The sequence below is a fragment of the Bacillus sp. PAMC26543 genome, from assembly GCF_014250375.1.
Taxonomy (GTDB): Bacteria; Bacillota; Bacilli; order Bacillales; family Bacillaceae; genus Bacillus; species Bacillus halotolerans.
Map to the genome: position 1 here is coordinate 907,058 of NZ_CP060193.1, position 26,770 is coordinate 933,827.

28 protein-coding genes and 1 pseudogene are annotated in these 26,770 nt (G+C 44.3%); 18 read left to right on the forward strand and 11 right to left on the reverse strand.

Annotation, left to right across the window (positions count from 1 at the left end):
• Nucleotides 1–10 precede the first annotated feature (10 nt).
• The 8 genes from H7F27_RS04465 to liaR all read left to right on the forward strand — a co-directional run bounded on the left by H7F27_RS04465 (nucleotide 11) and on the right by liaR (nucleotide 6,712).
• Entirely contained in the window at nucleotides 11–592 is a 582-nt protein-coding gene (locus H7F27_RS04465) for a cob(I)yrinic acid a,c-diamide adenosyltransferase (protein WP_185848642.1), read from the forward strand.
• Between the two features lie 175 nt (nucleotides 593–767).
• Nucleotides 768–2,036 carry an MFS transporter gene (locus H7F27_RS04470; RefSeq protein WP_024122804.1) on the forward strand — a complete coding sequence of 423 codons (1,269 nt, stop codon included), beginning with the start codon at nucleotides 768–770 and terminating at the stop codon, nucleotides 2,034–2,036.
• Between the two features lie 161 nt (nucleotides 2,037–2,197).
• Nucleotides 2,198–2,578: a cell envelope stress-induced membrane anchor protein LiaI gene (gene liaI / locus H7F27_RS04475; protein WP_024122803.1), complete on the forward strand. Its 381-nt coding sequence runs from the start codon at nucleotides 2,198–2,200 to the stop codon at nucleotides 2,576–2,578.
• Between the two features lie 26 nt (nucleotides 2,579–2,604).
• On the forward strand, nucleotides 2,605–3,285 hold the full coding sequence (gene liaH / locus H7F27_RS04480; RefSeq protein ID WP_024122802.1) for a stress responsive protein LiaH: 681 nt from the start codon (nucleotides 2,605–2,607) through the stop codon (nucleotides 3,283–3,285).
• 99 nt (nucleotides 3,286–3,384) lie between these two features.
• Entirely contained in the window at nucleotides 3,385–4,257 is an 873-nt protein-coding gene (locus tag H7F27_RS04485) for a LiaG family protein (protein ID WP_185848643.1), read from the forward strand.
• Between the two features lie 34 nt (nucleotides 4,258–4,291).
• Nucleotides 4,292–5,020 (forward strand): cell wall-active antibiotics response protein LiaF, encoded by a 729-nt coding sequence (gene liaF / locus H7F27_RS04490; protein ID WP_024122800.1) that lies wholly within the window; start codon nucleotides 4,292–4,294, stop codon nucleotides 5,018–5,020.
• Nucleotides 5,017–6,099 carry a two-component system sensor histidine kinase LiaS gene (gene liaS / locus H7F27_RS04495; protein ID WP_024122799.1) on the forward strand — a complete coding sequence of 361 codons (1,083 nt, stop codon included), beginning with the start codon at nucleotides 5,017–5,019 and terminating at the stop codon, nucleotides 6,097–6,099. The genes liaF and liaS overlap by 4 nt, the downstream gene beginning before the upstream one ends.
• Nucleotides 6,077–6,712, forward strand: a complete 636-nt coding sequence (liaR, locus tag H7F27_RS04500; protein WP_024122798.1) for a two-component system response regulator LiaR — start codon at nucleotides 6,077–6,079, stop codon at nucleotides 6,710–6,712. The genes liaS and liaR overlap by 23 nt, the downstream gene beginning before the upstream one ends.
• A gap of 7 nt (nucleotides 6,713–6,719) precedes the next feature.
• Here liaR and H7F27_RS04505 read toward each other — a convergent pair whose 3' ends face one another.
• Genes H7F27_RS04505 through H7F27_RS04515 form a run of 3 tightly spaced genes read right to left on the reverse strand, consistent with a single transcriptional unit; the run spans nucleotide 6,720 to nucleotide 10,346 of the window.
• Entirely contained in the window at nucleotides 6,720–7,835 is a 1,116-nt protein-coding gene (locus tag H7F27_RS04505) for a spore germination receptor protein GerAC (RefSeq protein WP_101859970.1), read from the reverse strand.
• On the reverse strand, nucleotides 7,832–8,929 hold the full coding sequence (locus H7F27_RS04510) for a spore germination receptor protein GerAB (RefSeq protein ID WP_101859971.1): 1,098 nt from the start codon (nucleotides 8,927–8,929) through the stop codon (nucleotides 7,832–7,834). The genes H7F27_RS04505 and H7F27_RS04510 overlap by 4 nt, the downstream gene beginning before the upstream one ends.
• The gene (locus H7F27_RS04515) at nucleotides 8,898–10,346 is read right to left on the reverse strand and encodes a spore germination receptor protein GerAA (protein WP_101859972.1); all 1,449 of its coding nucleotides are present in this window, start codon (nucleotides 10,344–10,346) and stop codon (nucleotides 8,898–8,900) included. The genes H7F27_RS04510 and H7F27_RS04515 overlap by 32 nt, the downstream gene beginning before the upstream one ends.
• 116 nt (nucleotides 10,347–10,462) lie before the next feature.
• Between H7F27_RS04515 and H7F27_RS04520 the strand changes: the two genes are divergently transcribed.
• Complete coding sequence (locus H7F27_RS04520) at nucleotides 10,463–10,648, forward strand: YvzF family protein (protein WP_010331829.1); 186 nt, start codon at nucleotides 10,463–10,465, stop codon at nucleotides 10,646–10,648.
• A 66-nt stretch (nucleotides 10,649–10,714) separates the two neighbouring features.
• Nucleotides 10,715–12,103 (forward strand): class II fumarate hydratase, encoded by a 1,389-nt coding sequence (fumC, locus tag H7F27_RS04525; protein ID WP_010331827.1) that lies wholly within the window; start codon nucleotides 10,715–10,717, stop codon nucleotides 12,101–12,103.
• 37 nt (nucleotides 12,104–12,140) lie between these two features.
• Here fumC and H7F27_RS04530 read toward each other — a convergent pair whose 3' ends face one another.
• The gene (locus tag H7F27_RS04530) at nucleotides 12,141–13,016 is read right to left on the reverse strand and encodes a TetR/AcrR family transcriptional regulator (protein ID WP_103671341.1); all 876 of its coding nucleotides are present in this window, start codon (nucleotides 13,014–13,016) and stop codon (nucleotides 12,141–12,143) included.
• Nucleotides 13,017–13,184: 168 nt separating this feature from the next.
• Here H7F27_RS04530 and spxO point away from each other — a divergent pair, with 168 nt between their 5' ends.
• A complete protein-coding gene (gene spxO / locus H7F27_RS04535; RefSeq protein ID WP_003221681.1) occupies nucleotides 13,185–13,349 on the forward strand; it encodes an anti-adapter protein SpxO in 165 nt (54 codons plus the stop codon).
• A 27-nt stretch (nucleotides 13,350–13,376) separates the two neighbouring features.
• Here spxO and cssS read toward each other — a convergent pair whose 3' ends face one another.
• Nucleotides 13,377–14,732, reverse strand: a complete 1,356-nt coding sequence (gene cssS / locus H7F27_RS04540; protein WP_024122793.1) for a two-component system sensor histidine kinase CssS — start codon at nucleotides 14,730–14,732, stop codon at nucleotides 13,377–13,379.
• Nucleotides 14,729–15,406: a two-component system response regulator CssR gene (gene cssR / locus H7F27_RS04545; RefSeq protein ID WP_185848644.1), complete on the reverse strand. Its 678-nt coding sequence runs from the start codon at nucleotides 15,404–15,406 to the stop codon at nucleotides 14,729–14,731. The genes cssS and cssR overlap by 4 nt, the downstream gene beginning before the upstream one ends.
• Nucleotides 15,407–15,681: 275 nt before the next feature.
• Between cssR and H7F27_RS04550 the strand changes: the two genes are divergently transcribed.
• Nucleotides 15,682–17,058, forward strand: coding sequence for a S1C family serine protease (locus tag H7F27_RS04550; protein ID WP_185848645.1), 1,377 nt, complete (start codon nucleotides 15,682–15,684; stop codon nucleotides 17,056–17,058).
• Nucleotides 17,059–17,098: 40 nt separating this feature from the next.
• Here the strand turns inward: H7F27_RS04550 and mrgA are convergent, their stop codons facing one another.
• On the reverse strand, nucleotides 17,099–17,560 hold the full coding sequence (gene mrgA / locus H7F27_RS04555; RefSeq protein ID WP_024122790.1) for a Dps family protein: 462 nt from the start codon (nucleotides 17,558–17,560) through the stop codon (nucleotides 17,099–17,101).
• A gap of 77 nt (nucleotides 17,561–17,637) precedes the next feature.
• Entirely contained in the window at nucleotides 17,638–18,492 is an 855-nt protein-coding gene (locus H7F27_RS04560; protein WP_024122789.1) for an oxidoreductase, read from the reverse strand.
• Between the two features lie 134 nt (nucleotides 18,493–18,626).
• Here H7F27_RS04560 and H7F27_RS04565 point away from each other — a divergent pair, with 134 nt between their 5' ends.
• The 4 genes and pseudogenes from H7F27_RS04565 (at nucleotide 18,627) to H7F27_RS04580 (ending at nucleotide 22,315) form a co-directional block, all read left to right on the forward strand.
• Nucleotides 18,627–20,411 (forward strand): M3 family oligoendopeptidase, encoded by a 1,785-nt coding sequence (locus H7F27_RS04565; RefSeq protein WP_185848646.1) that lies wholly within the window; start codon nucleotides 18,627–18,629, stop codon nucleotides 20,409–20,411.
• 108 nt (nucleotides 20,412–20,519) lie between these two features.
• Nucleotides 20,520–20,957 carry a YusW family protein gene (locus tag H7F27_RS04570; RefSeq protein ID WP_095714038.1) on the forward strand — a complete coding sequence of 146 codons (438 nt, stop codon included), beginning with the start codon at nucleotides 20,520–20,522 and terminating at the stop codon, nucleotides 20,955–20,957.
• Between the two features lie 214 nt (nucleotides 20,958–21,171).
• The gene (locus H7F27_RS04575) at nucleotides 21,172–21,999 is read left to right on the forward strand and encodes an ABC transporter ATP-binding protein (RefSeq protein ID WP_095714037.1); all 828 of its coding nucleotides are present in this window, start codon (nucleotides 21,172–21,174) and stop codon (nucleotides 21,997–21,999) included.
• Between the two features lie 27 nt (nucleotides 22,000–22,026).
• Nucleotides 22,027–22,315, forward strand: a pseudogene (locus H7F27_RS04580) (YusU family protein).
• 45 nt (nucleotides 22,316–22,360) lie between these two features.
• Here the strand turns inward: H7F27_RS04580 and H7F27_RS04585 are convergent.
• Nucleotides 22,361–23,227, reverse strand: coding sequence for a LysR family transcriptional regulator (locus tag H7F27_RS04585; RefSeq protein WP_185848647.1), 867 nt, complete (start codon nucleotides 23,225–23,227; stop codon nucleotides 22,361–22,363).
• Nucleotides 23,228–23,369: 142 nt separating this feature from the next.
• Here H7F27_RS04585 and H7F27_RS04590 point away from each other — a divergent pair, with 142 nt between their 5' ends.
• Both H7F27_RS04590 and H7F27_RS04595 read left to right on the forward strand, forming a co-directional pair.
• The gene (locus tag H7F27_RS04590) at nucleotides 23,370–24,110 is read left to right on the forward strand and encodes an SDR family NAD(P)-dependent oxidoreductase (RefSeq protein ID WP_185848648.1); all 741 of its coding nucleotides are present in this window, start codon (nucleotides 23,370–23,372) and stop codon (nucleotides 24,108–24,110) included.
• A gap of 19 nt (nucleotides 24,111–24,129) precedes the next feature.
• Nucleotides 24,130–24,513, forward strand: a complete 384-nt coding sequence (locus H7F27_RS04595; protein ID WP_024122782.1) for a tautomerase family protein — start codon at nucleotides 24,130–24,132, stop codon at nucleotides 24,511–24,513.
• Nucleotides 24,514–24,547: 34 nt separating this feature from the next.
• Here the strand turns inward: H7F27_RS04595 and mdtP are convergent, their stop codons facing one another.
• Together mdtP and H7F27_RS04605 are read right to left on the reverse strand one after the other, a co-directional pair.
• Nucleotides 24,548–26,161 carry a multidrug efflux MFS transporter MdtP gene (mdtP, locus tag H7F27_RS04600; RefSeq protein ID WP_103671374.1) on the reverse strand — a complete coding sequence of 538 codons (1,614 nt, stop codon included), beginning with the start codon at nucleotides 26,159–26,161 and terminating at the stop codon, nucleotides 24,548–24,550.
• Between the two features lie 25 nt (nucleotides 26,162–26,186).
• Entirely contained in the window at nucleotides 26,187–26,633 is a 447-nt protein-coding gene (locus H7F27_RS04605) for a MarR family transcriptional regulator (protein ID WP_024122780.1), read from the reverse strand.
• Nucleotides 26,634–26,770: the final 137 nt, after the last annotated feature.

Consider the following 26,770-nt stretch of genomic DNA (forward strand, 5'->3'; position numbering starts at 1 on the left):
GACAGATATGATGAAACTATATACAAAAACAGGCGATAACGGGCAAACGAGTTTAATCGGAGGCAGAACAGACAAGGACAGCCTCCGAGTAGAAAGCTACGGCACGATTGATGAGCTGAACAGTTTTGTCGGACTGGCTTTGGCTGAGCTTTCCGGGAAGCGCGGCTTTGAGGATCTAACGGCCGAGCTGCTCAACATTCAGCACGAGCTCTTTGACTGCGGGGGCGATCTGGCAATCATCACAGAAAAAAGAGACTATAAGTTGAAGGAAGAATCCGTCTCCTTTTTAGAAATGCGCATCGACGCCTATACAGAAGAGGCACCCGACCTAAAGAGATTTATTCTTCCGGGCGGATCAAAGGCCGCTTCGCTTCTCCATGTGGCGCGCACCATTACAAGGCGGGCGGAACGCCAAGTGGTGGCGCTGATGAAAACGGAAGAGGTCCATGAAATGGTGCTCCGTTATCTCAATCGATTGTCCGACTATTTCTTTGCCGCAGCACGGGCTGTCAATGTGAGAAGCGGTATTGACGATGTGGAGTATGAAAGAAGCGCTATTGTGTTTCGCGATCGAAACAGCAGCGGATCATAAAAAACATTATTGAAAGCTGGCATTTTCAGTACATGCCGGCTTTTTATTTTTTTCATTTTGTCAATTTCCCTTTTTACGACAAAAAATGAACCTTATGAATTATTGACTGAAAAATGGAAAAATGAGATATTGTAACAAATTGATGTAAAAAATAGGCAGTGGGGGGCTCTGATAGATGGTGAGACTCATTGAAAGTGATAGCGTCTGGAAGAGAAATTTTAACTTTCTTTTTTTCTCAAGAATAGTCAAGATTTCCGGCGATATGTTCGCATTTAATTCGATATTATGGTTTTTGATTTTTGACGGTGAAGGTGCGATCGGAACTGCTTTATTGATTGCTGTCACCTTTTTGCCGGAAGCCGTTTTAGCACCTGTGACGGGTCCTTTCATGAAGCAGAATACATTGAAATTCTGGATGTACTTTTCAGACCTGACAAGAGCCGCGGTTGTTTTAATCATTCCGATCTGCCATTTCGGCGGATTCTCTCCGCTGTGGTTTGTTATGACTCTTATGATTGTGCATTCAGCTACTGGCGCTGCCTACAATCCTGCTTCCATTGCTTTAATCCCTCAAATTGTAGATGAAAAGGGCATTCAAAAAGCAAATGCTGTGCTGCAGTCGTCCGCCCAAATTGTCCGGCTTGGAGCTGTGACACTATGCGGCGCTCTCCTTACGTTTATCAGTCCCTCATATACAATGCTTATGGCTCTCGTACTTTATCTTATTTCTGGTTTTCTTGTTCTCTTTATCAAATACACTGCTGTTGAAACAAAATCGGAATCAGCAGCCGTTGCACAGAGAGGTACATATTTTGGCAGACTGAAACGCGGTTTTGTCCTTGTCAGAAAACACCAAATCTTATATCCGCTCGCTATCTATTGTATTTTTATGAATTTCGCGGCAGCCCCTTGGGAAGCGCTCTCCGCTGTGTATGTTGCGGAGGATTTAAACGGACAGCCGATTGTATATTCGCTATTAAAAGCCACCACCGCAATAGGCGCGTTTTTATTGGGATTTGTACTGACAAAAGTAAAAGTAAACAAGTACGGACTGCTTTTCGTAACGGCAGGCATTATTGAAGGGTTCGCATTCTTTATTACCGGAATGAATACCTTTTTGCCGCTCGTCTTTTTCGCCGCCTTTACTTTTGGCGCTGCAGTCAGTGCGATCAATGTTCCCGAGTATACGATTATACAGACATCTGTCGATAGCGAGGACCAGCCGCAAGTTTATGCCGTCATACATATGATCTCAAATATTTCGATTCCGGCCGGCGCTGTCATTTGCGGATATGCCGCAAATGCTTTTGGTTCAGGAAATGTGATCGCTGCCGGGGGAGTTGTGGAAATTATCGCGGGTATCGGAATCCTTCTGTTTACAAAGCTGGCCAAAGCAGAACAATCCGATTTGGTAAAAGAAAGGGAAGCAAGTGTTCATCTGTAAAGGTTTTTGAAGAAGCCATGCCTCGTGCATGGCTTTTTTTATGCCGCTGGGTCCGGTGCTGTCTACGACTCTGGTCTTATCCAAAAATCAATCTCTGATTCGTTTTGCTCATCTTCTGTTTTGTATAAGATGAAGACAAGGAAAACGAAAGGAGGATCTGCATGAAGATCAACAAGAAAACGATAGGCGGATTCTTATTAATTGTATTTGGAATCTCCGTCTTTTTTGGGGGAGGCAGCTTCGGATTTATGATTCCGCTTGCGATCGGAGGCTTGCTGACATACGCGGGAATCAAAAGATTCGCAGCGGGCAAAACCATCACAGGCATCATCTTGGGCGGAATCGGGGCGATGATGCTCATTTGCTCACTGCCGTTTCTCGTCGGAATTGCACTCGCAGCCGCTATGGTGTATTACGGCTGGAAACTGATGAAAAACGGATCCGCGGAAAGCGATGTGTCAGGCTTTGACCCTGAGCCAGCTTCTGCCGGCTACCAGTCTCATTTTGATGACGAATGGGAAAATTTCTTAAAGAAAAAATAACACATGATATGAGGAGGAATAACGGTATGGTATTAAAAAGAATGAGAGATATGTTTGTTGCGTCAGTTCATGAAGGTTTGGATAAACTGGAGAACCCTAAGGTGATGCTGAATCAATACGTTCGTGATATGGAAAGCGATATTGCAAAAGCAAAACAAACGATCGTCAAACAGCATACGATTGCCTTTCAATTTAAGAAAAAATATGAAGAAGCAAATGAAGTGGCTGGAAAGCGTAAGAATCAAGCTCAGCTCGCTTTTGATGCCGGTGAAGAAGAGCTTGCGAAAAAAGCGCTGACAGAAATGAAGTATTTAGAGGGAAAGGCAGCAGAGCACAAAGCTTCCTACGAACAGGCAAGCAGCCAGCTGGCTGAGCTGAAAGAACAGCTGGCCACACTTGAAACAAGGCTTCAGGACGTAAAGGATAAAAAACAGGCGCTGATTGCCCGGGCAAACGCCGCAAAAGCAAAAGAGCATATGAACGCGACATTCGACAAAATTGACAGTGAAAGCGCGTATCGTGAATTTCTGCGGATTGAAAACCGAATTGAGGAAATGGAAATCCGTGCTGATTATTCGAAATCAGCGGAAGCCGGCACAGAATCGAGCCGAAGTGAATTTGCAGGTGAAGTAGAAGCTGAAATCGAAAAGATGCGGGAACTCTCATTGAAAAAATCAGATCAAACATCACATGCAGCAAATGAATAAGCGGGACAGGGAAGGGTTTTCGTCAAGTCCTTCCCTTCCGCACGTATCAATTCACAGGCTTTTCCTTTATAATAGAATGAATGAGAAGGATGAAAACAAATGAAAAAAATGCTGGGCAAACTGCTGATCATTGCCGGTATTCTTGTTTTTTCCGCAGTTGTTATCAAAGACGTGCTTGCTGAAGGTCTTTCATTCATAAACGGCACTGAAGCTGATTCAGCCAGTGCTTCACCGTATGAGATCGAAAGCGTAATCATTGAATCGGATCACAAGAATGTGAAGATCATAGCGGAAGAGCGTAATGACATATCAGCAACCATCTCAGGTGACTCTGGGAAATTGTTTGTGGCTGAAAAGAGAAGAAAGCTGGAGCTGACGGCAAAGGAAAAAGAATTTCAATTTTTGAATGGATTTCATCGCGCTTCCCTTGTCGTCCGCATTCCATACACGTACAAAGGCGGTTTGGTTGTGAGAACCTCAAGCGGCGACGTGTCTGTAGCCGGTAACAAACATCTCACGCTTTCCGAGCTGAACGCAGCGTCTGCAAGCGGAAATATGGACGTAACGGGTATCCGCCTTCAAGAGCTGAAGATGAAGGGCTCTTCCGGGGATGTGTCGATATCAAATACAGACGCTAAAACAGCCGGCATCCGTTTAACTTCAGGCGACGCAAACTTGGACGGTGTTTCAGGCTCACTTGATGTACGGATGACATCAGGAAACTTTCGTGCGGATTTAGAAAAGGTAGCAGGCTCTTCAGCTGTCACATTAACGAGCGGTGATGTGTATCTGGAGCTTCCCGAAAACGGCAGTTTCAAAGTCAATGCGGCTTCAGAGAGCGGAAGCGTCAGCTCGGCGTATCCATTTGCTGATACAGCACATAAAGATCATCATCAAATCACAGGCTCACATGGAAGCGGCCAGCATCTAGTCGATATTAAAACAGACAGCGGGGATGTAGCGATACAGTAGCATCTGGCAGAAGAAAGGAGGCGGAACAACCAGAATGACAAAAAAACAGCTTCTCGGACTTATGATTGCTTTATTTGGCATCAGTATGTTTTTGCAAATTATCGGAATAGGCGATCTGCTGTTTTGGCCGCTCTTTTTTCTGATTGCCGGCTATTTTTTAAAAAAGTACTCCCGTGACTGGCTTGGGTCCGTCATGTATATCTTTGCCGCTTTCTTATTTTTGAAAAATCTGTTCAGCATCACCTTTAACTTATTTGGCTACGCGTTTGCCGCATTTTTAATCTACGCCGGCTACCGGCTTGTGAAAGGAAAGCCAATTTTTGAACCGAGTGAGAAGCCTATCGACTTAACGAAAAAAGAAAAACAGTCCGAGCCTCCTAAAGATGTGAAACACCCTGACATGCGAAGCTTTTTTATCGGCGAGCTTCTGATGATGAAGCAGCCGTTTGATCTGAATGATTTAAATGTATCGGGTTTTATCGGCGATGTGAAAATCGACTTGTCAAAAGCGATGATTCCGGAGGGAGAGAGCACGATTGTCATCAGCGGAGTGATCGGAAACGTTGATATTTATGTTCCATCAGACCTTGAAGTGGCTGTCAGCTCGTCCGTTTTTATCGGCGACATTAATCTGATCGGCTCGAAGAAAAGCGGATTAGGCACAAAGGTATACGCTGCGTCTTCTGATTTCAGCGAGTCCAAACGCCGGGTAAAGGTATCCGTCTCCCTATTTATCGGTGATGTGGATGTGAAATACGTATGAGAAAAAAACTGCTTGCCAGTCTCCAGTGGCGCGCCATTCGCATGACAACGGGAATCAGTCTGCTCCTTTTTGTCTGCTTGATTTCTTTTATGATGGTTTACTATCGGCTCGATCCGTTTGTGCTGCTGTCGTCAAGCTGGTTCGGGATTCCGTTTATCCTGATTTTGGTGCTGATCAGCCTTACGATCGGTTTTGCGTCAGGCTACATGTACGGCAACCGGCTGAAAACAAGGGTCGATACATTGATCGAATCGATTTTAACATTTGAAAACGGTAACTTCGCTTATCGTATACCGCCGCTCGGGGACGATGAAATCGGGCTTGCAGCCGATCAGCTGAATGAAATGGCGAAGCGGGTTGAACTTCAAGTCGCTTCCCTGCAAAAGCTTTCAAATGAACGGGCTGAATGGCAGGTGCAAATGAAGAAATCAGTCATTACAGAAGAACGCCAGCGATTGGCAAGAGACCTGCACGATGCTGTCAGCCAGCAGCTCTTTGCGATATCCATGATGACCTCCGCCGTATTAGAACACGTAAAAGATACGGATGATAAAACTGTGAAACGGATCAAGATGGTAGAGCACATGGCGGGAGAAGCCCAAAATGAAATGAGGGCGCTGCTGCTCCATTTAAGGCCAGTGACGCTCGAAGGGAAAGGGCTGAAGGAGGGTCTTACGGAGCTTTTGGACGAGTTCCGGAAAAAACAGCCGCTTGATATCGAGTGGGACATACAGGATACACCGATTTCCAAAGGAGTAGAGGATCATTTATTCAGGATCGTACAGGAGGCCCTTTCGAATGTATTCAGGCATTCAAAAGCCTCAAAAGTATCCGTAATCCTCGGTGCAAAGAACAATCAGCTGCGGCTGAAGGTCATTGATAACGGAAAAGGATTTAAGATGGACCAGGTAAAAGCGTCATCCTATGGCTTGAATTCGATGAAAGAACGTGCAAGCGAAATCGGCGGAGTTGCCGAGGTAATTTCGGTTGAAGGAAAAGGCACACAAATCGAAGTAAAGGTCCCGATTTTCCCGGAAGAAAAAGGAGAGAACGAACGTGATTCGAGTATTGTTGATTGATGATCATGAAATGGTCAGAATGGGGCTCGCCGCTTTTTTGGAAGCACAGCCCGATATTGATGTCATCGGCGAAGCATCTGATGGCAGCGAGGGTGTACAGCTTGCTGTTGAATTAAAGCCTGATGTGATTTTAATGGATCTTGTCATGGAAGGCATGGACGGCATTGAAGCGACAAAGCAAATTTGCCAGAAGCTTTCCGATCCGAAAATTATTGTGCTCACAAGCTTCATTGATGATGACAAAGTGTACCCGGTCATTGAAGCGGGAGCGCTCAGCTACTTATTAAAAACGTCAAAAGCGGCCGAAATCGCTGATGCGATCCGTGCCGCAAGCAAGGGAGAGCCAAAGCTTGAATCAAAAGTGGCGGGGAAAGTATTATCCCGGCTGCGCCACTCAGGCGAAAACGCGCTCCCGCATGAATCCCTCACGAAACGGGAGCTTGAGATTCTCTGTCTGATTGCAGAAGGAAAAACAAATAAAGAAATTGGGGAGGAGCTGTTTATCACGATCAAAACAGTCAAAACCCACATCACCAATATTTTATCAAAGCTGGATGTCAGCGACCGGACACAGGCAGCCGTCTACGCACACCGCAATCACCTCGTAAAATAGGCGTCCGTTATTTGGACGCGCCCTTCGTTCCGAAGTCTCTGACGACCACATTGACATGATATTCTATTTCCGCATTGCTGAAATAATCATCCCATTTGTTTGAGATCTTTTTCCATTTCTGAGGATAATGGATTCTGACTTCGTTTCCCAGTCCGGTCACGTCTGTTTTGATCTCTTTCTGCAGCGTGCCCTTAATAAATGCTGTGACTGTGTCTTTTAATCGTTTTTCGACTGTTCTTTCAATATCTTTGATATATGAATCCTTAAACGAATCTTCATCAGGATTCCAGTCCTCGGATAAACGCCCTTCAATATTGCGTGTGACGGTGAATGTAAACTTTCCGTCCTTGTAGGATGTCTTGACCTTTCGATTGCTGGAATACACTTCGTAAGAAAAAAGATAGCCATTACGTCTCAAATCAATGACGCCGCCTTTGACCGCGCCGGTAAATAAGTTAATATTTTGAACTTCACCCGGTGTTAAATTTCTGCTCCATAACTTATCTTTTATGATAGCAGCTCCGTTTATTGCGAGTTTGCCGTTTTCCACACCGACATGGGGAATGAGGAACGAATCGTCAGAGGTCAAGTGTTCTGAAATCTCCCCCAATGTAACAGGCTCCATCATTCTGATGGTGACCTTGTCATTCTCTGTCAGATCATAAATCACATTGGATGCGGGCTCGCCTTGATCATTCATTTTAAATATGTCCTTCGGGCGTCCATCGGTGACAAACACATACGAACTCCGCCTTGTCCCGTTGTCTCTGACAAATTGATTAATGATCGAGTCCATTCCAATATCAGCAAGCACGTCCTTGGAAAATAAAATGAGACGTAAATGCTGGGAAAATGTAGGATTGTGCTTTAATGCCGACGTTCTCATCATTTGATGAACCGTTTCACCCTTTGTGACAGCAATCTGTGTCGGATCAGATGAAGAGCCTTCCTTTGAACTGATTTTTTTCGGCACAAGAATCTGCTGGGTCAGTTCTAAATTATGATCATCCGGCTTGTCTAAGCCTACTCCGATCACCAAGCTTAATTCTTCGATATTCTTGCTGTCCCAGCATCCGGACAGCAAAAGGGTGCATATGAAAATACATAAAATCCGGATTTTCATTTTGCTGTAATCCTCCTTTTGACAGCTACAATGAAAAAGAGAATGAAGGGAAGTAAAAACACGCAGACGAAAATGTATCCGAGATAATCGCTATACATCATGACCTGATTGGCGTCATCCGGCCACAAAGAAAAATAATAGACAGCCGCGCCAATGAGAACCATGCTTTTTTTAGTCGATAATCCAAACGTCTTCTTCAGCCCGTTAGCGGCAAAATACCCGTAAATGACAAACGTTGTGAAAAATTGAATAATCCAAACGACTAGCAAAAACGATTCAAACCGTTCAATGAATATGCCTTTCAGCTCAAAAGACTGAAAGAGAGAAATGGTCGGCCAGATCAGCGTTTTCACCTCAGGAGCTGTCAAAGCCCCGACAACGATGATATACGTCAGGATATATAAAATAATCGGAATCAGAAATCCGATAGCCGCGTATCTGAATGTGTATTTCTTTTTCTTCATATGTTCAGGAAGAAACAGCATCACTTCCATTCCTAAAAAAGAGATGGAAACGACAGTTAGGGAGTTCGCAATGGGTCCCAAGCCCTCACCTAAAACAGGGCGCAAGTTATTGATGTCAAAAATTTTAAAACTGATCCCAAACACTATCAGCAAAATAATAATCGTAATCGTTAAATAAAAGGGAAACAGCCGCGAAACATCACTTAGCCCCCCAATGATTAAATAGATGCCGCAGCAGATAAACGTTAAAATAATGACCTGAATCGGCGTTCTCTCCAGCAGGAAAAACTTCACCATTTCAGCCATCGCCCTGGTTTCAAAACTGGCCACTCCGATAAAATAGCAGGAGATCAAAAGCCCCATGATGCTGCCAATCCATTTCCCAAGCCCTTCCCGCAAATACTCAAACAGTGAGGGATATTGATGTTTTTTCTGAATGAGCGTGTTTAAATAAATGAAAAAAATAAAAATGACACCTTCTAATATCAGCGAGATCCAGCCGTCAGGAGTATTACCCTTAGTGGTCAGCGCTCGGGGCAATGTTAAAAGACCAGCACCGAGCATTGTATTTGCAACAACAGAAATACCTTGAAAGGTATTAAGTTTGAGTGGAGTCTGTTTTTGGCTCATTTGGATTATTCGCCTCTTTTGGTTTGTTTTTAATTGGGAGACGGATAATGGAATCCTCTGTATTTTTCAGGCTGAAAAATCCATTTGGCGAAAAATACGGAGATCCAAAGCTCGTTTGTCTCGTAAGGTGCGTATAAATGACCAGCATAAATAAAATAATCCCGTACAGCCCGAGTATTGCGGCGGAAAACATCGAAATAAAACGCAGCACCCGGAAAGACAGACCCATTCCGTATTGGGGAACGGTAAAGGATGCAAGGGCAATGACACTGACGACAATCACCATAATCGAACTGACGAGATTCGCTTCTACCGCCGCTTGTCCGATGACGACACCCCCGACGAGGCCGATCGTCTGGCCAAGTGGGTTGGGAAGACGCAGCCCGGCTTCTCTTAGCAGCTCGATCGTCACTTCCATCAGCAAGGCTTCAAATATCGGAGGAAACGGCACGTTTTCCCTGTTTGCTGAAATTGTGACGGCGAGCGCGGTGGGCAAGAGCCCTTGATGGAATGACACGAGTGCGATATAAATCGATGACAAAAACAAGGTGATGAATATAGAAGCAAAACGCAGCGACCGGATGAGGGATGCCGAGATCCAGCGTTCGTAGTAATCATCCGGAGATTGCATCAGTACACCGAGTGAAACCGGCACCAAAAGCACAAATGGGGAACTGTCCACCAAAATCGCAACCCGGCCGTTGAACAGGGCGGACGACACCTTATCGGGCCTTTCCGTATTTTGAATTTGCGGAAACGGCGAGTATTTATTATCTTCAATAAGTTCTTCAAGCGTTCCGCTGTCCTGGATATCCTCCAGTTTGATATTGTTAAGCCGCGCTTTTACTTCTTTCACAACGGACTTTTTTGCTTTGCCTTCAATGTACATCATCGCCGCCGGCTTCAGTTTGTTATCGCCAATCATGATTTTTTTGGTAATGAGTTTCGGATGAGAGGTCCTTTGCCTGATCAGAGCAAGATTTGTATCGATATCCTCCACAAACGCAACCTTTGGTCCGCGAACCACTTTTTCAGTTGTCGGCTCTGTCAGGCTTCTTGTTTGTTTCTTTCCTGTGGACAGGATATAGGCTTTGTTGAGGCCATTAACAAACACCGCGCAATTGCCGCTGAGAATTTCCTTAACCGTTTTTTCGGACGTTTCTACTGGCCTTGCGTCAATTTGGTCGAGGCGTTTTTTGACCTGGTCAATCGTGAGTGTCTCCTCATCCTTGATTAAGGTTTTGATCGATTCCAAAACCTTCTGCTGGTCATTCAATTCACTAAAGTAGAGATAGTAAAAAACAAGTCCGTTCGCCAGCATTTTTTTATTTTTCACCAGATCATCGTTTTCTTTTAATTTTGGAAGCACCAATGCTAAATTATCGTGTATATATTCCTTAAATTCTGTTTGTTCCAACGAGGTCACCTCTTGTCCAAAACCTTAGTAGAGGTTATCTTTTCCTGTTAAAAAAATGATATACTGTGTTACAGTATTTTATGGCAGAAGTTTTTTATGAAAGCGGAGGATATGAAGTGGCACAGGTAAGACTTGCAGGAAAACAAGAAGAAATAGAACAGCTCATTAAATCATTTGAAAAGCATTACGATGTCTCTTATACATCGAGGGAGTACGGGCGAACGAATCCGAAGTACAAATATTCAAAGGACTCCCGCGTATATCTTGAATTAAAATTAAAATCTGCCAAGATCGAAAAATAAAAAGGATTTTTTATATCACTGGCGAATTTGATCTATTGAAGCAACCGTTATGGAGGGATACATAAAATGGACTACAGAATTGAAAGAGACACCATGGGAGAAGTAAAAGTTCCTGCTGATAAATTTTGGGGCGCCCAAACACAGCGAAGCAAGGAGAACTTCAAGATTGGTTCTGAAAAAATGCCGATGCGTGTTGTGAAGGCGTTTGCAATATTGAAACGCAGCACGGCGATCGCTAATAAACGCCTGGGCAATCTAGATGCGGAAAAAGCGGAAGCCATTGCAGCAGTTTGTGATGATGTGCTCAAAGGCAAATACGATGATAACTTCCCGCTTGTTGTATGGCAGACCGGAAGCGGCACACAAAGCAACATGAACATGAACGAAGTGGTGGCCAATCGTGCGACTGCGTTATTAAAAGAAAAGAACTCTGATCAAACGATTCATCCAAACGATGACGTTAACCGCAGCCAAAGCTCAAACGATACGTTCCCGACAGCGATGCACGTTGCTGCCGTTTTATCTGTCTATGAACAGCTTGTGCCTGCGCTTGATCAGCTTCGCAATACGTTAGACGAAAAAGCGAAAGCATACAATGATATTGTGAAAATCGGACGTACGCATCTTCAGGATGCCACACCTCTGACTCTTGGACAGGAAATCAGCGGATGGGTGCACATGCTCGATCGTTCGAAGGAAATGATTTTAGAAGCGACAGACAAAATGCGCGCGCTTGCAATCGGAGGTACAGCTGTCGGAACAGGAATCAATGCTCACCCGGAATTTGGAGAGCTTGTTTCAGAGGAGATCACGAAACTGACAGGTCAAACGTTTAACAGCTCGTCGAATAAATTCCATGCGCTGACAAGCCATGACGAAATCACATATGCACACGGCGCTTTAAAAGCTCTTGCCGCTGATTTAATGAAAATCGCAAACGATGTCAGATGGCTTGCGAGCGGGCCTCGCTGCGGCATCGGGGAGATTGTCATTCCTGAAAATGAGCCTGGCAGCTCCATTATGCCTGGAAAAGTGAACCCGACACAAAGTGAAGCACTGACGATGATCGCAGCGCAAATTATGGGGAACGATGCGACAATTGGCTTTGCCGCAAGTCAGGGGAACTTTGAACTAAACGTATTTAAACCTGTGATCATTTACAACTTCCTGCAATCCGTGCAGCTGCTGAGTGACGGAATGAACTCCTTCCATGATAAGTGTGCTGTCGGTATCGAGCCAAATAAAGAAACGATTCAGGAAAACCTGTCGAATTCTTTAATGCTGGTTACGGCGCTGAATCCGCATATCGGATATGAAAACGCCGCAAAAATTGCCAAGCTTGCCCATAAAGAGGGATTGACGCTGAAAGAAGCGGCTTTGAAGCTTGAATTGCTGACAGAGGAACAATTTAACGAAATGGTGAAACCGGAAGATATGGTAAAACCAAAGGCGTAATAGAGAAAAAACGGCTGCTTGTAAAGCAGCCGTTCTTCTAAATATATTGCTGTTTCAAGAGATATGTAAGCTGCTCGGCATCCTCTGCGAGAGCTTCCGACTCCATCAGATTATGGATCATTCCTTTTATGATCACCAGCTTCGGTGTTTTTTTCTTCATTTCTGCTTCAAGTATGTCCAAGCTCTCCGATAATTCAAAAGAGGAGTTTGTGTTCAAGTTTTTTATTTTTTCACGAAGGCTTTTCACAATCGATTCAGTCAGCGGGTCAGGCCGTCCGTGAGACAGGGGCCCGAATAAAGAGCTTGCTTCTTCTAATGTAATGAAAGGCTCATCGTTTCGTTCAGACATGCCTTTGACCATATCATCAATTCGGTTAATAACGATATCTGCTAATTGATCCGGCTTCACAGTATACCCGAGCAAAATCATGCATTCCAGGTAAATCTGGCTGATTCCTTCTATTAGAAAACAAAGCTCCGCTGTATAAGGTTCAGCTTTCTCTCCATATATGTTTAACAGACTGTCAATGTGAAATTGAAGGGAAGTCTGTCGGATTTTTTTCGCGTATTGCTCTACTTCATCCGTATAAGGCAGAGAACCTTCCTTCATCTGCATTGTAATAAAGTCTTTGTGTTCAAGGATGTTTTCATAGAACACGGTAAGCTGCTTGCGGTAAGCTGTTCTGGGGCTGTCGCCTTTCGTTTTAATATTTAAAATACGGGTAAACGTTTTATCATAATAGTAATTCAGCATAGACAAAAGCAGCGCTTCTTTAGAAGGAAAATAAATATAAAAAGCGCCTTTAGAAATTTTGCATGCTTTGGCAATTTCCTGAACCGATGTTGAGTTATATCCTTTTTGGGCAAACAGTTTAATGGCTGTTTCAATAATCAGCTTTTCTTTTTCCTTCAAATGGTTCCACCCTTTCGGAGCCTGAGGCCTACATAGGATATGACCATATAGTCATACCGTACGTTATAAATTTAACCTTATTGTAACTTGTTTTTTTATCATGTATTATTTATATTATAAATTGAGATGACCGAACGGTCAAAGCTCAAGCGAAAGGGTGAATCTGAAATGAGAGAATTGGACGAAATGATCAGCCGCTTGCGAAACAGAGGAATTAAAGTGGAAAAAGTCAAATATCCGAAGCAGACGTTGTCAGAGAAAAAATGGGTTCATCAATGCAAACAGCCGCTCAAAACAAATTACAGAGATTTTAACGGCTATTCTTTCACATAAAAAATAGACTGCAAAAACATCTACAGTCTATTTTGGCACTGCTATGCGGTATGTTACACCCGTTTTGTCATTTTCAATTGAGATAGACGCCTTATGAAGAGTTAAAATGCGTTTTACGATGCTGAGCCCAATGCCGAATTCGCCTTTCTTCCCTTTATTAAAAGGCTCATAAAGGCTGGAAAGCATCTCATCTTCAATATGCGGTCCGTCATTTTTAATGGTGATAAAGATATTCCGATCATCTTGTTTCATGATGATTTCAATCTTTGTTGCGGCATAGCGGATTTGATTTTCCAGTATGTTCTCCAGAAGCTTGTTCCATTGCTCGGGATCACCCGGCATGAGAATGTCTTCTTCTACATCAATTCCCCATGATATTTCTTTTCGCGCCCATTTCAGTCTTTCAATGACTTCTTCTGTCACTTCCATAATACTGAATGTTTCATGTTGTACTTTTTGCTTAGATAAGTAATCGAGCTTTGTTAAATATAATAAATCTTTTATTTTTTTCTCCAGCTTAAGGGCTTCGCCTTCAATGACATCTACTGTATTTTCAAGATCTCCTTTAGGAAAAATCCCATCTTTAATGGATTGGGTATATCCCCTGATCACCATAACCGGCGTTTTTAAATCGTGAGAAATATTTTGTAAAAGGGTTCTTTCTGTTTCATCCTTTTGCACGAGCTTTTGGCGCATCTCTTCGATGGTATGGCCCAATTTGCCGATTTCATCTTTCCGATCCACTATGACAGGATCATCCCAATCCTGTTCTGAAATCCGTTTGACGTGCTTTTCAAACGAAACGAGAGGCCTTGATAAATATTTCGCAAGCCAAATCGCCGGAATCCAGCTTAATAAAATGACAACCGCTATAATAAACAGCAGCTGTTTGAACAGGGTGAAGGCCAGATCGTCCCGATAAGAATCAAGTGCATAGGACAGCATCATGGCGGATTGCCCGTTGACGGAAAGTCCCTTCTTAATGACAAAAAACACTTTTTCGCCATTAATTTCAGCGCTGTATCGTTTCTTTTTGGCTTCCTGTTTATCAGCTAGCTGGTATACCTTATGAATAAAATCAGACGAGAGGATTCGTAAATCCTTGTCTGACGAAGCCGCTTCATTTTCTGGCAGAAGCACGTGCTGTACAGAGCGCACGGTCGTCGGCGCCGTGGCTTCCTCACTGTAATAGCGCCTTTCGATTGAACCAGGCAGGCGGTACTCAGTCAGAACATGCTGTTCATTTTCAATGGTGGTGTACGTTTCATTGGTGAAAAAATCACGCAGCGTGTTTGAAAATAAAACAAGCAATAAAATCGATATGGCTAACAGGATGCCGGAGATAACAACCCATATTTGAAACGAGAGCGGCTTGTTTTTCATGATGTCATCATCCTGTAGCCAAACCCGTAAATGGTCTCCACTTTGAGTTCAGGCATCTTTTTACGCAGCCTCCGGACAAGATCATCAACAACGCGGTCAGTTCCAAAGTAATCATGTCCCCATACCTTGACGAGAATATCCTCACGGGAATATGGATGCCCTTTATGATGGATAAATAAGAGGAGGAGATCAAATTCCTTCGACGTTAAATTAATCAAATTGCCGTTTTGATCATAGACCTCACGGGCGTCTTCCGCGACCCGATAGGAGGAGACGACGGTTTCGTTTTTTTGTGCGGCCGGCGCTTCCTTATAGACAAGCTGCAATAGTTTTTGCACACGTATAATCAGTTCCCGCGGGAGAAATGGTTTTGAAATATAGTCATTGCTTCCAAGCTCTAACCCAAGCACTCTGTCAATATCGGCGTCTCGTGCGGAAATAAAAATGACCGGCACGTCAGGGTCTTTCTCTTTGATTTCTTTTATTAATGTATAGCCGTCAGTATCCGGCAGCATGATATCGAGAATCCACAGGTGGGGAGACGGCGTCATTTTTTTTCTGGCGTCTTCGCCTTTCGTAAAAGATGTAATGTTCCAGCCCTCATTCTCTAAATACTTCGTCAGCAATTCATTCAGATTATCCTCATCCTCAACTAGATAAATGGTATATGACAAGGCTCTTCACATCCTTTCAACGTCATTATAAACTAGTTTTAACATACGGCAGGCAATTTTCATAATTTCACATATTCTTTTCATTTTTATCCCACAATGTTTGTTTATGATGTGTATAAGGGAAGAAAGGAAAAGAAAAGAGCGGGGAAGATGTAGGATGATCAAACATATTCTATTTTGGTGCTTTGCTTTTCTCCTCATTATTGGGACAATTGAACTTGTACATGCGATGAATATGTAACGATAAACGAAAACCGAATAAGGAGTGTATGCATATGGATTACAGACGTGATGACCAGAACGGAGAACAACACACAGAACCTTCACATACAGAAAAAATGAATACAGAAAACCGGAAGCTGATTGAGCATCCTGAACAAGAATTGCTTGATCCGCTTCATTCTGATGAAGCGGGACGAAAAGAAACGGCTTCCGCTTTAGAAATGGAGAAGAAAGAAACAGCTGTAAAAAAAGACAAGAAGCGGAGAGCCGCATGGCTGAGCCCGATTTTAGGCGGGATCATCGGCGGCGGACTGATGCTCGGCATCGCGCCTTATTTGCCGTCTGACCATAATCAGACGACCGAGACGGCTTCCGCAAATAAACAGGTGCAATCAGACAACTTTACAACGACACCTGTGACAAACGCGACCAACGTGGCTGATATGGTAGAGGACTTAGAGCCGACAATTGTCGGAATCTCAAATATCCAAACCTCTCAAAATAACACATTCGGCACAGAAGGCAGCTCCGGCTCTGAAAGTGAAAGCGGAACGGGGTCAGGGGTCATTTTCAAAAAAGACAATAACAAAGCATATATCATTACAAACAACCACGTGGTGGAAGGAGCGAATAAGCTGACTGTTACTCTGTACAATGGTAAAACGGAGACAGCCAAGCTTGTGGGAAGCGATACAATTACAGATTTGGCTGTTTTGGAAATCAGCGGCAAGAACGTCAAAAAAGTGGCGAGTTTCGGTGATTCTTCGCAGCTGCGCACAGGTGAAAAAGTCATCGCCATCGGTAATCCGCTCGGCCAGCAGTTCTCCGGAACAGTGACACAAGGGATCATCAGCGGACTTAACCGGACGATTGATGTCGATACGACTCAAGGTACGGTTGAGATGAATGTGCTGCAAACAGACGCGGCAATCAATCCGGGGAACAGCGGCGGCCCGTTAATCAATTCAAACGGCCAAGTGATCGGTATCAACAGTTTGAAAGTAAGTGAAAACGGGGTTGAGTCACTCGGTTTTGCGATTCCAAGCAACGATGTAGAGCCAATTGTTGACCAGCTTCTTGAAAACGGAAAAGTGGAACGTCCATTCTTAGGCGTGCAAATGATTGATATGTCACAAGTTCCTGAAACGTACCAGGAAAACACACTCGGCCTGTTTGGCGATCAATTGAGCAAAGGTGTCTACGTCAAAGAAGTTCAATCCAATTCACCGGCGGCTAAAGCAGGAATGAAATCTGAGGATGTGATTGTCAAATTAAACGGCAAAGATATCCAAAGCAGTGCGGATATCCGTCAAATCCTATATAAAGATTTAAAAGTCGGAGATAAAACAACAATTCAAGTGATACGAAACGGAAAAACGAAAAACCTGAACGTGACACTGACCAAGCAGACAGAAAGCCTCAGCAGCTAAATAGCAAAAAAGCTGAACCCGAAGAGGGTTCAGCTTTTTTTTAGCCTAAATAAGAGGAAAGCATCCACACTTGTTTTTCGACTTCATCGATTAATCCGACAAACAAGTCTGCTGTCGCATTGTCTTGATTTTCTTCCGCAAGGCCGATGACGAATTTAGACTCGCTGCTGATTTGTTTGTAGTCGTTCACCAAAGCTTGGACCATTTCTGAAGCTGACGTTTCGTTTCCGCCGTCTGTGATAGATGCTTGCTCAGTGTATTCTTTCAAAGTGGCAACAGGCTGTCCTCCGATAGCCAGCAGGCGCTCAGCAATCGTATCCACAGTTTCCGCCGCGTGGTCATACAGTTCTTCAAATTTTTCATGCAATGTAAAGAAGTGAGGTCCTTTTACATACCAATGAAAACGGTGCAGCTTGGAGTATAGAAGAAACCAGTTTGATAATTGGGTGTTCATTGAATTCTCAACTAATGTCAGGTTTGTTTTTGCGTTTTCGGTTTTCATAATCTTACGTCCTCCTTGTGATCTGTTAATTTAATTATACCACGTATTAATTAAAAATCAATACTAAATTATAATAATTATAATTTAGATCGACTGAATAGTTTTTTCTTCAGGATAGACTCCCATGCGGACCAAGGAAAAAGCGCTCGGAATAACAGGGTGAGCTTGACGCCTTTTCCGATCGGATAACGCAATTTCTTTAAACGCTGTTTCATCGCTAATTGATAAATGAGGTCGGCAACCTCTTGGGGATCTCCGCTTTCATCGGCATTTTTTTCAACATAAGAAAGGATCTTTTTATAGTATTGATGATAAGCTGAATCGTCAGCCGGCACAGTCATGTGATTCGATAACGATGTTGACCAGATCGATGTTTTGTATGAGCCTGGCTCGATCAGAGCGGTTTCAATGCCGAAAGGAAGCAGCTCCAGACGCAGGCTTTCTGAAAACCCCTCCAATGCATACTTGGAAGAGGCGTAAGGCGACAATGCGGGAAATCCGGTTAAACCGCTGATACTGCTTACGTTTATAATCTTTGCCCCGCTATGCTTTCGTATGTAAGGAAGGACGGTTTTTGTGACATTGATTAATCCGAAAACGTTCGTTTCAAATTGCTTTCTGAAATGCTCCATCGGCACATCCTCGATAAATCCTCCGTAAGCTGTCCCCGCATTGTTGACGAGTAAATCAATTGGGGCATACGCACTTATGGTTTTTCCAAAGGCTTCGATCGAGTGTTCATCAGTGACATCGAGAGCGGTGATGTGAATGGAGTCAGCTACATGATGTTTTGCTGCTAAACCGCGCAGCTGTTCCGCTTTCTCGGGCTGCCTTGCTGTGGCAATGACGAAAAATGACTGAGCCAGTTTGACTGCTGCCAGCAGACCGAAACCGCTAGACGCTCCTGTTACGATAGCTATTTTTTTATTCATTTTCCATATCCTCCTGTTCGGCGCTACAGCTATTGTACAATGATGCACAGAGAATGACGCTATAAAAGAAAATTTTATACAATAATTCAGAATTGTTCTATAATAAAATCAAATAAGGAAAGGGGTTTTGAGTCATGGGATTGCAAGGGGTAAACAAAACATGGGATCTGGACTCGTTTTTTAAAGGCGGGAGCCAGTCAGAAGAATTCAAGGGATATATTGAAAAGCTGTCACAAAGCCTGCGTGTATTTCAAGACATGGCAGATGCATTTGAGGCGCCAGAAACATCTGATGATGCTGGAAGGCTGACCGCATTGCTTGATGCATTTGAACAAAATTCGGTAAAGCTGCAGCAGGCCGGTGCTTTTGTCTCTTGTCTTCAGGCACAGAACATTAGCGATCAGAAAGCGAATGAACATAAATCATTCATGCATCAGCTAGTCGCAGATTTTCAATCCTCCCTTGTCACATTGGATCATAAACTTGTGGAAATTGATCAAGGCGTGTGGGAAGAATTGCTCAAAACACCTGGACTGCGAGAGGTATCATACATATTAAATGAAAGAAGAGAACGGGTTGCGGAAAAGCTCAGCCCAGACAAAGAAAAACTGATTGGAAGCCTTGCGGTTGACGGTTATCATGCCTGGGATGATTTATATCATATCGTTGTCGGAAAAATGACCATTCCGTTTGAGGAAAAACAATTATCTGTCGGACAGGCGGAAAACATGATGTCTTCTCAGGACCGTGATGTCAGAAAAACCGTTTTTGAACGCACCAATCAAGCTTGGGAGCGGGAACAGGATATTTTCAGCAGCACGCTGAATCATTTGGCGGGGTTCCGGCTGGAAACCTACAAAGCGAGAGGATGGGAGGACGTTCTGAAGGAGCCGCTGCAAATCAACCGGATGAAAAAAGAAACGCTGGATACGATGTGGCAGGTCATTACTGAAAATAAGCAGCCGTTCGTTCAGTTTCTCAACCGGAAAGCATCCATGCTTGGACTCGAAAAGCTCAATTGGTATGACGTTGAGGCACCGATTGGGTCTGCCGGGAAGGAATATTCATACGATGAAGCCGCAAACTTAATTGTCAGCCAATTTTCCACGTTCGGCCGAAAGTTGTCCGCTTTTACAGAAAAGGCGTTCCGTGACCGCTGGATTGAAGCCGAGGACAGAAGCGGAAAAAGAGTCGGCGGCTTTTGCACGAGCTTTCCGGACAGCGGGGAATCCCGTATCTTCATGACGTTTTCCGGCAGTGCCTCGAACGTTTCAACGCTTGCCCATGAACTCGGGCATGCCTTTCATCAGGAATCGATGCTCAATGTAAGGCCGTTAAATCGATCCTACGCCATGAACGTAGCGGAAACTGCCTCAACTTTTGCGGAAATGATTGTGGCAGACGCGACTGTCAATCAGGCGGAAACAAAGGAAGAAAAGCTTGTGCTTCTGGAGGATAAAGTGCAAAGAAGCGTTGCTTTCTTTATGAATATCCATGCGAGGTTTTTATTTGAAACGAGATTTTACGAGGAACGAAAGCGGGGAATTGTGCCGGCGGACCGTTTAAACGAGATGATGGAAGAAGCGCAAAAAGAAGCGTTCTGTGGCGCTTTAGGCGAGTATCATCCGCTATTCTGGGCGTCAAAGCTCCACTTTCATATTACGAGAGTGCCGTTTTATAATTACCCTTATACGTTCGGCTATCTGTTTTCTCTCGGTATTTACGCTCTGGCGCTTGAAGAAAAAAACACGTTTGAAGAGAAATATATAGCGCTATTGCGTGATACGGCATCCATGACCGTAGAAGATTTAGCGATGAAGCATTTAGGCGCAGACATCACGAAGAGAGACTTTTGGGAAAATGCCATCAAGCTGGCAGTGCAGGACGCCGAAGCCTTTTTGCAAATGACTGAATCATAAAGGAAAGCCGGGCGCTGAAGCCCGGCTTTTTCTGCTCTTTTCTCTGAATGAGGATTCCATCCCTTGGACATACCTAAAAGAAATGGAATTCTACAGGGGGGAACCATTATGCATTTGATCAGAGCGGCGGGGGCCGTTTGTCTCGCAGTTGTTCTGATTGCGGGCTGCCGTCTCAATGAAGAACAGCAGCAAGCAGAAGGAGAAAATACGGCAGTTACTCATATGAAATCTGTTCCTTACAGCAATTTCTCGCTTCGCGTCAGCTATGGTGACGGTGAGCATAATCGCTATGAAGGGATATACGAAAAAAACGGAACTCATGAAACAGCAGAAATACAAGATAAGCTCTCAGGCATCAATCAAGAGGGAGAAGAAGCGCTGGATGAGATGAAAATGATTCTGAGCGAGCTATCCGTGACAGATCAAATGGCTGAAAAGGAAGTGATTCACAGTGTGCTGGCGGCTTTTAACCTTGACAGCCACTATGATCATATCGACTTAAAACTGAAGCTTAAGAACGGCGCTGTCAGAGAAATTAAAAAATAATCATGTGCTGAAAAACCCATAACCGCCATTTTTGACCAGAAAACTAATTGAAAATGATTTTCAAAGTCACTGTTTTCTGCTACAATGAGGGTATATGACCATATCAGAGACTGAATATTGTATCACTTGCATTGATGACAATTTACTTACATGCATGTCTATATAAAACGTGCGATACATAGAGCTGCTAAAAAGCCAGCAAAAAGGAGCGGTTATGGGTATGAGTGCAATTTCTACAGAAACGCTGAGCTTAGGGTACGGGGATGCCGTTATTATTGATGAACTGAATTTAACGATTCCAAAAGGTGAAATTACCGTATTTATCGGCAGCAACGGCTGCGGAAAATCGACACTTTTACGTTCGTTGGCGCGGCTGATGAAGCCGAGAGGCGGTTCTGTGCTATTGGAAGGAAGAGCGATCGCCAAGCTTCCGACAAAGGAAGTCGCAAAGGAGCTTGCCATCTTGCCGCAGGGGCCTTCTGCTCCGGAGGGACTGACGGTGCATCAGCTTGTAAAGCAGGGAAGATATCCTTATCAAAACTGGCTGAAACAGTGGTCAAAAGAGGATGAGGCAGCTGTTGAGAGAGCGCTTAAAGCCACAAAGCTGGAAGAGATGGCTGACCGCGCCGTCGATTCCTTATCAGGCGGACAGCGCCAGCGGGCTTGGATTGCGATGACGCTTGCCCAGGAAACGGATATTATACTTCTGGATGAACCGACAACGTATTTGGATATGACGCATCAAATAGAAATTCTTGATTTGCTGTTTGAGCTGAATGAGAAGGAACAGCGGACGATCGTCATGGTGCTCCATGATTTGAATTTAGCGTGCCGCTACGCACATCACCTTGTGGCTATTAAAGATAAACAGATTTACGCTGAAGGCCGTCCGGAAGAGGTCATTACTTGTGATCTGGTGCAAAATGTGTTTTCTATGAACTGTCAGGTCACACAGGACCCGCTGTTCGGAACGCCTCTTTGCATTCCTCATGGCCGGGGCAGATGCATTGTCCGGGAAGCGGCTTTCACATCACATGGATAAATAACACGGCTAAAGGAGCTTTCATCAATGAGAAAGCTCCTTGCTGTTTTTTTGAAAGGAAGATGTATAAATGGAACAAAAACTGCAAGAACAGCTGGATGGATTGCTTGAAAAATATACCGAGCTGCTCCTTGGGGAGTCAAATCATGAATTAAAAGAAGAAGTGAAGCAGTGGATCTTGTACACGCATATCGCCAAAAGCATGCCTCCGCTCGCTAAGCATTGGAATACTACATATCCTGACGCAAAGCAGGGCATGAAAGACATCATACAGCATATCAAACAGTTAAACGAAGAGCATCGAAACAAAGAATAGGCTAAAAAAGCAGTCTGCCGCTCATGAACGGCAGACTGCTTTTTGTTATGTGGCTGTTTCATTTGGTGCGAAGGAATCCATAAAGGTGCGCAGCGCGCTGCTGATAAACGAATCCTTCCGGAAAATAAACTCCGTTTTCATCTGTCTGAGAGGTTCAGGGAGCGTGTACAATCGGATCGAACCTTCAGACTCGTGTTTTTGTACAACAGTCCGCGGCAGCAATGAGATGCCAAGACCCGCTGTTACCCCGCCTATAATCGCTTCAAGTGTGCCGAACTCCATAATAACCGGCTGTGTGACGCCGACGGAGCGCAGCCATTTTTCAAGTGTCTCTCGATACGAACAGCCTGTGCTGTAAACGAGAATCGGCTTTGTGATGGCTTCTTCTGCACAGGATACAGATGCAGCGGACACGACTACGGGCTCCTCCTCAAATGCGGGGAAGGACTGAAGCTCAGGATGATTGCATTCACAGCCGATAAACGCTCCATCGAGTTCATACCGAAGAACTTTATCGATTAAAAATTGTGTATGCCCTGTTGTTAAAGACAGCTGTACGTTTGGATACTCTTCATAATACGAAGCAAGCAGTTTTGGTAGCCTGACTGCGGCGGCTGTCTGAGTGGAACCGATCATCAGCTGTCCGCTCGGCTCAGTTGAGGAAGAGAGCGCTTTGGACGCCTCATCCAGCAGCCCGATAATTTTATCCGTATAATCCAGCAGAAGCTTTCCGCTAGAAGAGAGTGTCATGCCTCGGTTATGGCGCAAAAAAAGGGTGGTGCCGAGCTCAGCTTCCAATTGCTGAATTCTGGCCGTCACATTTGACTGCACGTAACCAAGCAGCAGTGCGGCTTTCGTAATTGTGCCTTCACGGGCTACCATTTGAAACACACGCAGATCTCCGCTTTCCATGTTGAATCCCCCGTTCTTTTGATATCAATCTAAATGATATCGAGTATCTTTAACAATCATTATACGTAACACCAAACCTCCATTACAATAAAATCAGCAGTTTAGATTTCAAAATATATACAAACAACAAGGAGTAGCGGCAATGGATCTTAAAAACAAAACAGCTCTCGTCACTGGGGGCGGCACGGGAATAGGAAGAGCAGCATGCATTGAATTAGCGAAACGCGGAGCGATTGTTGCGGTGAATTATTCACGCTCGCAAGCTCAGGCGGAGGAAACAGCAGAAATCATCAAAAGCGAGGGCGGGCAGGCCGTTGCTATCCAAGCCGATGTGTCCAAAAACAGTGAAGTGAAGGACATGGTTCAAGCGATAGTAAAGCAATACGGCACGATTGACGTTTTAATCAACAACGCAAGTATTACACGGCATATTCCAATGGATGATCTCGACGCTTCGACAGAGGACGTATGGGACGAGTTGTATGCAGTCAATGTCAAAGGAATGTTTTTTTGCGCGAGAGCAGCGGCTCCTTTCATGAAAAAAAGCAAGGCTGGGGCGATCGTTAATATCGGCAGTATCGCGGGGTCAACCGGGGCGGGCTCTTCTATGCCTTACGCTGTGTCAAAAGCAGCGGTGCACGGCCTGACAAAATCATTGGCACACGCTTTGGCGCCAGAAATCAGAGTGTGCGGTGTCGCACCCGGAGCTGTCGCGACAAGATGGTGGGCGGGGCGTGAAGAAAAAATGAAAAATATGAGCGGCACTTTGCTGTTGCAGCGAATTGCTGAAGCGAGTGATGTGGCACGGCTGATTTGTTCCGTGCTTGAACAGGAATCCCTGACAGGACAAATCATCACGATTGACAGCGGCCAGACGATGTAAAGAAAGGAGCGCCTGAGAGATGCCATTTGTACAGATTCATTTACGAGCGGGGAGAAGCAAAGAATGGCTTCAAAAACTGAGCAGTGCCATTCACCAGTCTATGATCGAAGAAATCAATGTACCGGCTGATGATTACTTTCAAGTGATCCGGCAATACCAAAAAAGCGAATTTTTTTATGATCCATCTTATTTACAGGTAGAGCGTACAGATGAACTGATTTACATCCATTTTACATTGAAAGATTCAAGAACAACAGAACAGAAAAAATCGTTTTACCATTCAGTGGCAAGCCGGATTCATTCGGAGCTCGGTGTAAGAAAAGAAGATGTGTTTATCATACTGGCCGGAAATCAGGATGAGGATTGGTCCTTCGGAAACGGAAGGGCCCAGATGATCGAATAAAAAAGCCCCGCGGTTATGTCCGCGGGGCGCTCTATTAATGAGAAGGGGATTCAACGGCTTGTGCCGATTTTTCCTTTTGTTCATCCGTTTTCTTATTCGAAAGCTTAATAGGCTTTAAGAATAAGGTAAATACAGCTCCGACTGCGATAAAGATCAGGCCTGTATAAAATACGCTGTGGAGCGAATCCATCAACGATGTTTTTAATATCGGCATAATATGGGATGAGAAAGCCGCAGGGATTTGTTTAATTGCGTCCGGGCTGAACAGTGATTGCAGCAGCCCTTGCGGATTTGTGTCAATCATGCCCTTTAATTGAGATGCAAAGGCGTTTGCCTGTGCCGGGAGCGAGTCTAAATATGGAACCAGTTTATCAGTCAGCAAGCTTCCGGATCTGGCATTCATTACAGCGCCCAGCATGGTAATGCCGAATGTGCCCCCGATAGAACGGAAGAATTGGCTGGAAGAGGTGACGACCCCAAGCTCCTCTTTCGAAAAGCTTTCCTGTAAAGCCAGCGTCAGAATCGGCATAACAAGACCCATTCCTAGACCGATAATGGCCATATAGGATGTTGCGACAAGTTTGCTCGTGTCTAAATCCAAGGTGGTTAACAGAAGGAATCCGCCAGCCATAATCAGCATGCCTGTTATGATTTGCGGTTTAATTCCTATTTTGTAAACAAGCTGGCCGCCGATAATGCTTGTGATGATCATTGAGATCATCATCGGTGTCATAATGGTGCCTGATTCAGATGCGCTTACACCGACAATTCCTTGCATAAAGAAAGGAACAAACGTAATCGCGCCAAACATTCCGATACTCATAAAAAAGCCGATCAGGTTCAAAAACGTAAATGTTCTATTTTTAAATAGATACATTGGAAGGATCGGTTCTTTCGCTTTCGATTCAACAATAATAAAGCTCACAATTCCGATCAGTGCGAGCGCGAACAAGCCGAGAATCTGCCATGAACCCCATGCGTAATCTTTCCCGCCAAAGCTTAGGGCAAGAAGAAGGCTGACAACCCCGACAATCATTGTAAAAATACCGGCGATATCAAAGTTGATCGGACCGGTCTGCTTACGGCCCTGCAATCCTCTGGCAATAAAAATAACTGCGATAATTCCAACAGGAAGGTTAATGTAAAAAACCCATTTCCAGTTTAATGAATCAACGATCCAGCCGCCGATTTGCGGCCCGATAACAGAGGCAAGCCCGTAAATGGCTCCAAAGACCCCTTGGAATTTGGCACGCTGTTTCCCTGTAAATAAGTCACCAATGACAATCATGGCCATCGGCATCATAATACCTCCGCCAATTCCCTGCAAACCGCGGAAAATAATCAATTCTGTCATATTGTTGGCCATTCCGCACAGAGCTGAAGCAGCCATAAAAATAAGCAACCCTGATACATAGACGATCCGGCGCCCCAATAAGTCCGCTAATTTACCGGCAATCGGCACGACCGTTGTTGATGTTAACAAATACGCCGTAGTCAGCCAGGTCATCATGCTCAAACCGCCAAGATCTCCGACGATTTTCGGCATGGCAGTTCCGACAATGGTACCGTCAAGGGCTGAGAAAAACATGGCAATGATTAAGCCTGTTATTAATAAAGTCCGTTTTGATTGTTTTCCTTCATTACTCATTTCATCCGTTTCCTCTTTTCCTATTTTACTTTTCATTGGTTTCGGCAGCAGCTTGTGCCAGCTTTTTCGTCATATGCGCTGCCTGCAACAGTTCCTCTTCCGTCAGGTAGGAAAGGTATCGTGCCATTATGGCTTTTCTGCCCGCCAGAACGTCCTCGAACTTTCTGTCTCCTTCATCGGTAAGGCTGATATTAATGACTCGCCTGTCTTGGGTATTGTGTTTTCTGACGATCAGATTTTTTTGTTCAAGGCGGTCTGCCATTAACGTTACCGCGCTTGGCTTGACCTCCATCCGTTCGGCAATTTCAGAAATTTTAAGGCTGCCATTCTTTTTTAAGCTTGCGAGCACAAACAGCTGCGCGGGGGTAATCCCCTGTTTCTCCATACTATCCAGCATTTCAGGCTGTATCTTTTGAAAGAGCGCCTGAAGCGATAATTGAATATCAGACATTAACTGATCCGCACTCTTCATCTTCATTTCTCCTCTTTAATATAATCCATGTTTATATTTAATGTATTGAAATAGTTAATGCTTATTAAATATAAATAAGCGTTAATAAAAAGTCAACTGATTTTACACACAAAAAAAGGATAGATGCCAGTAAAGCA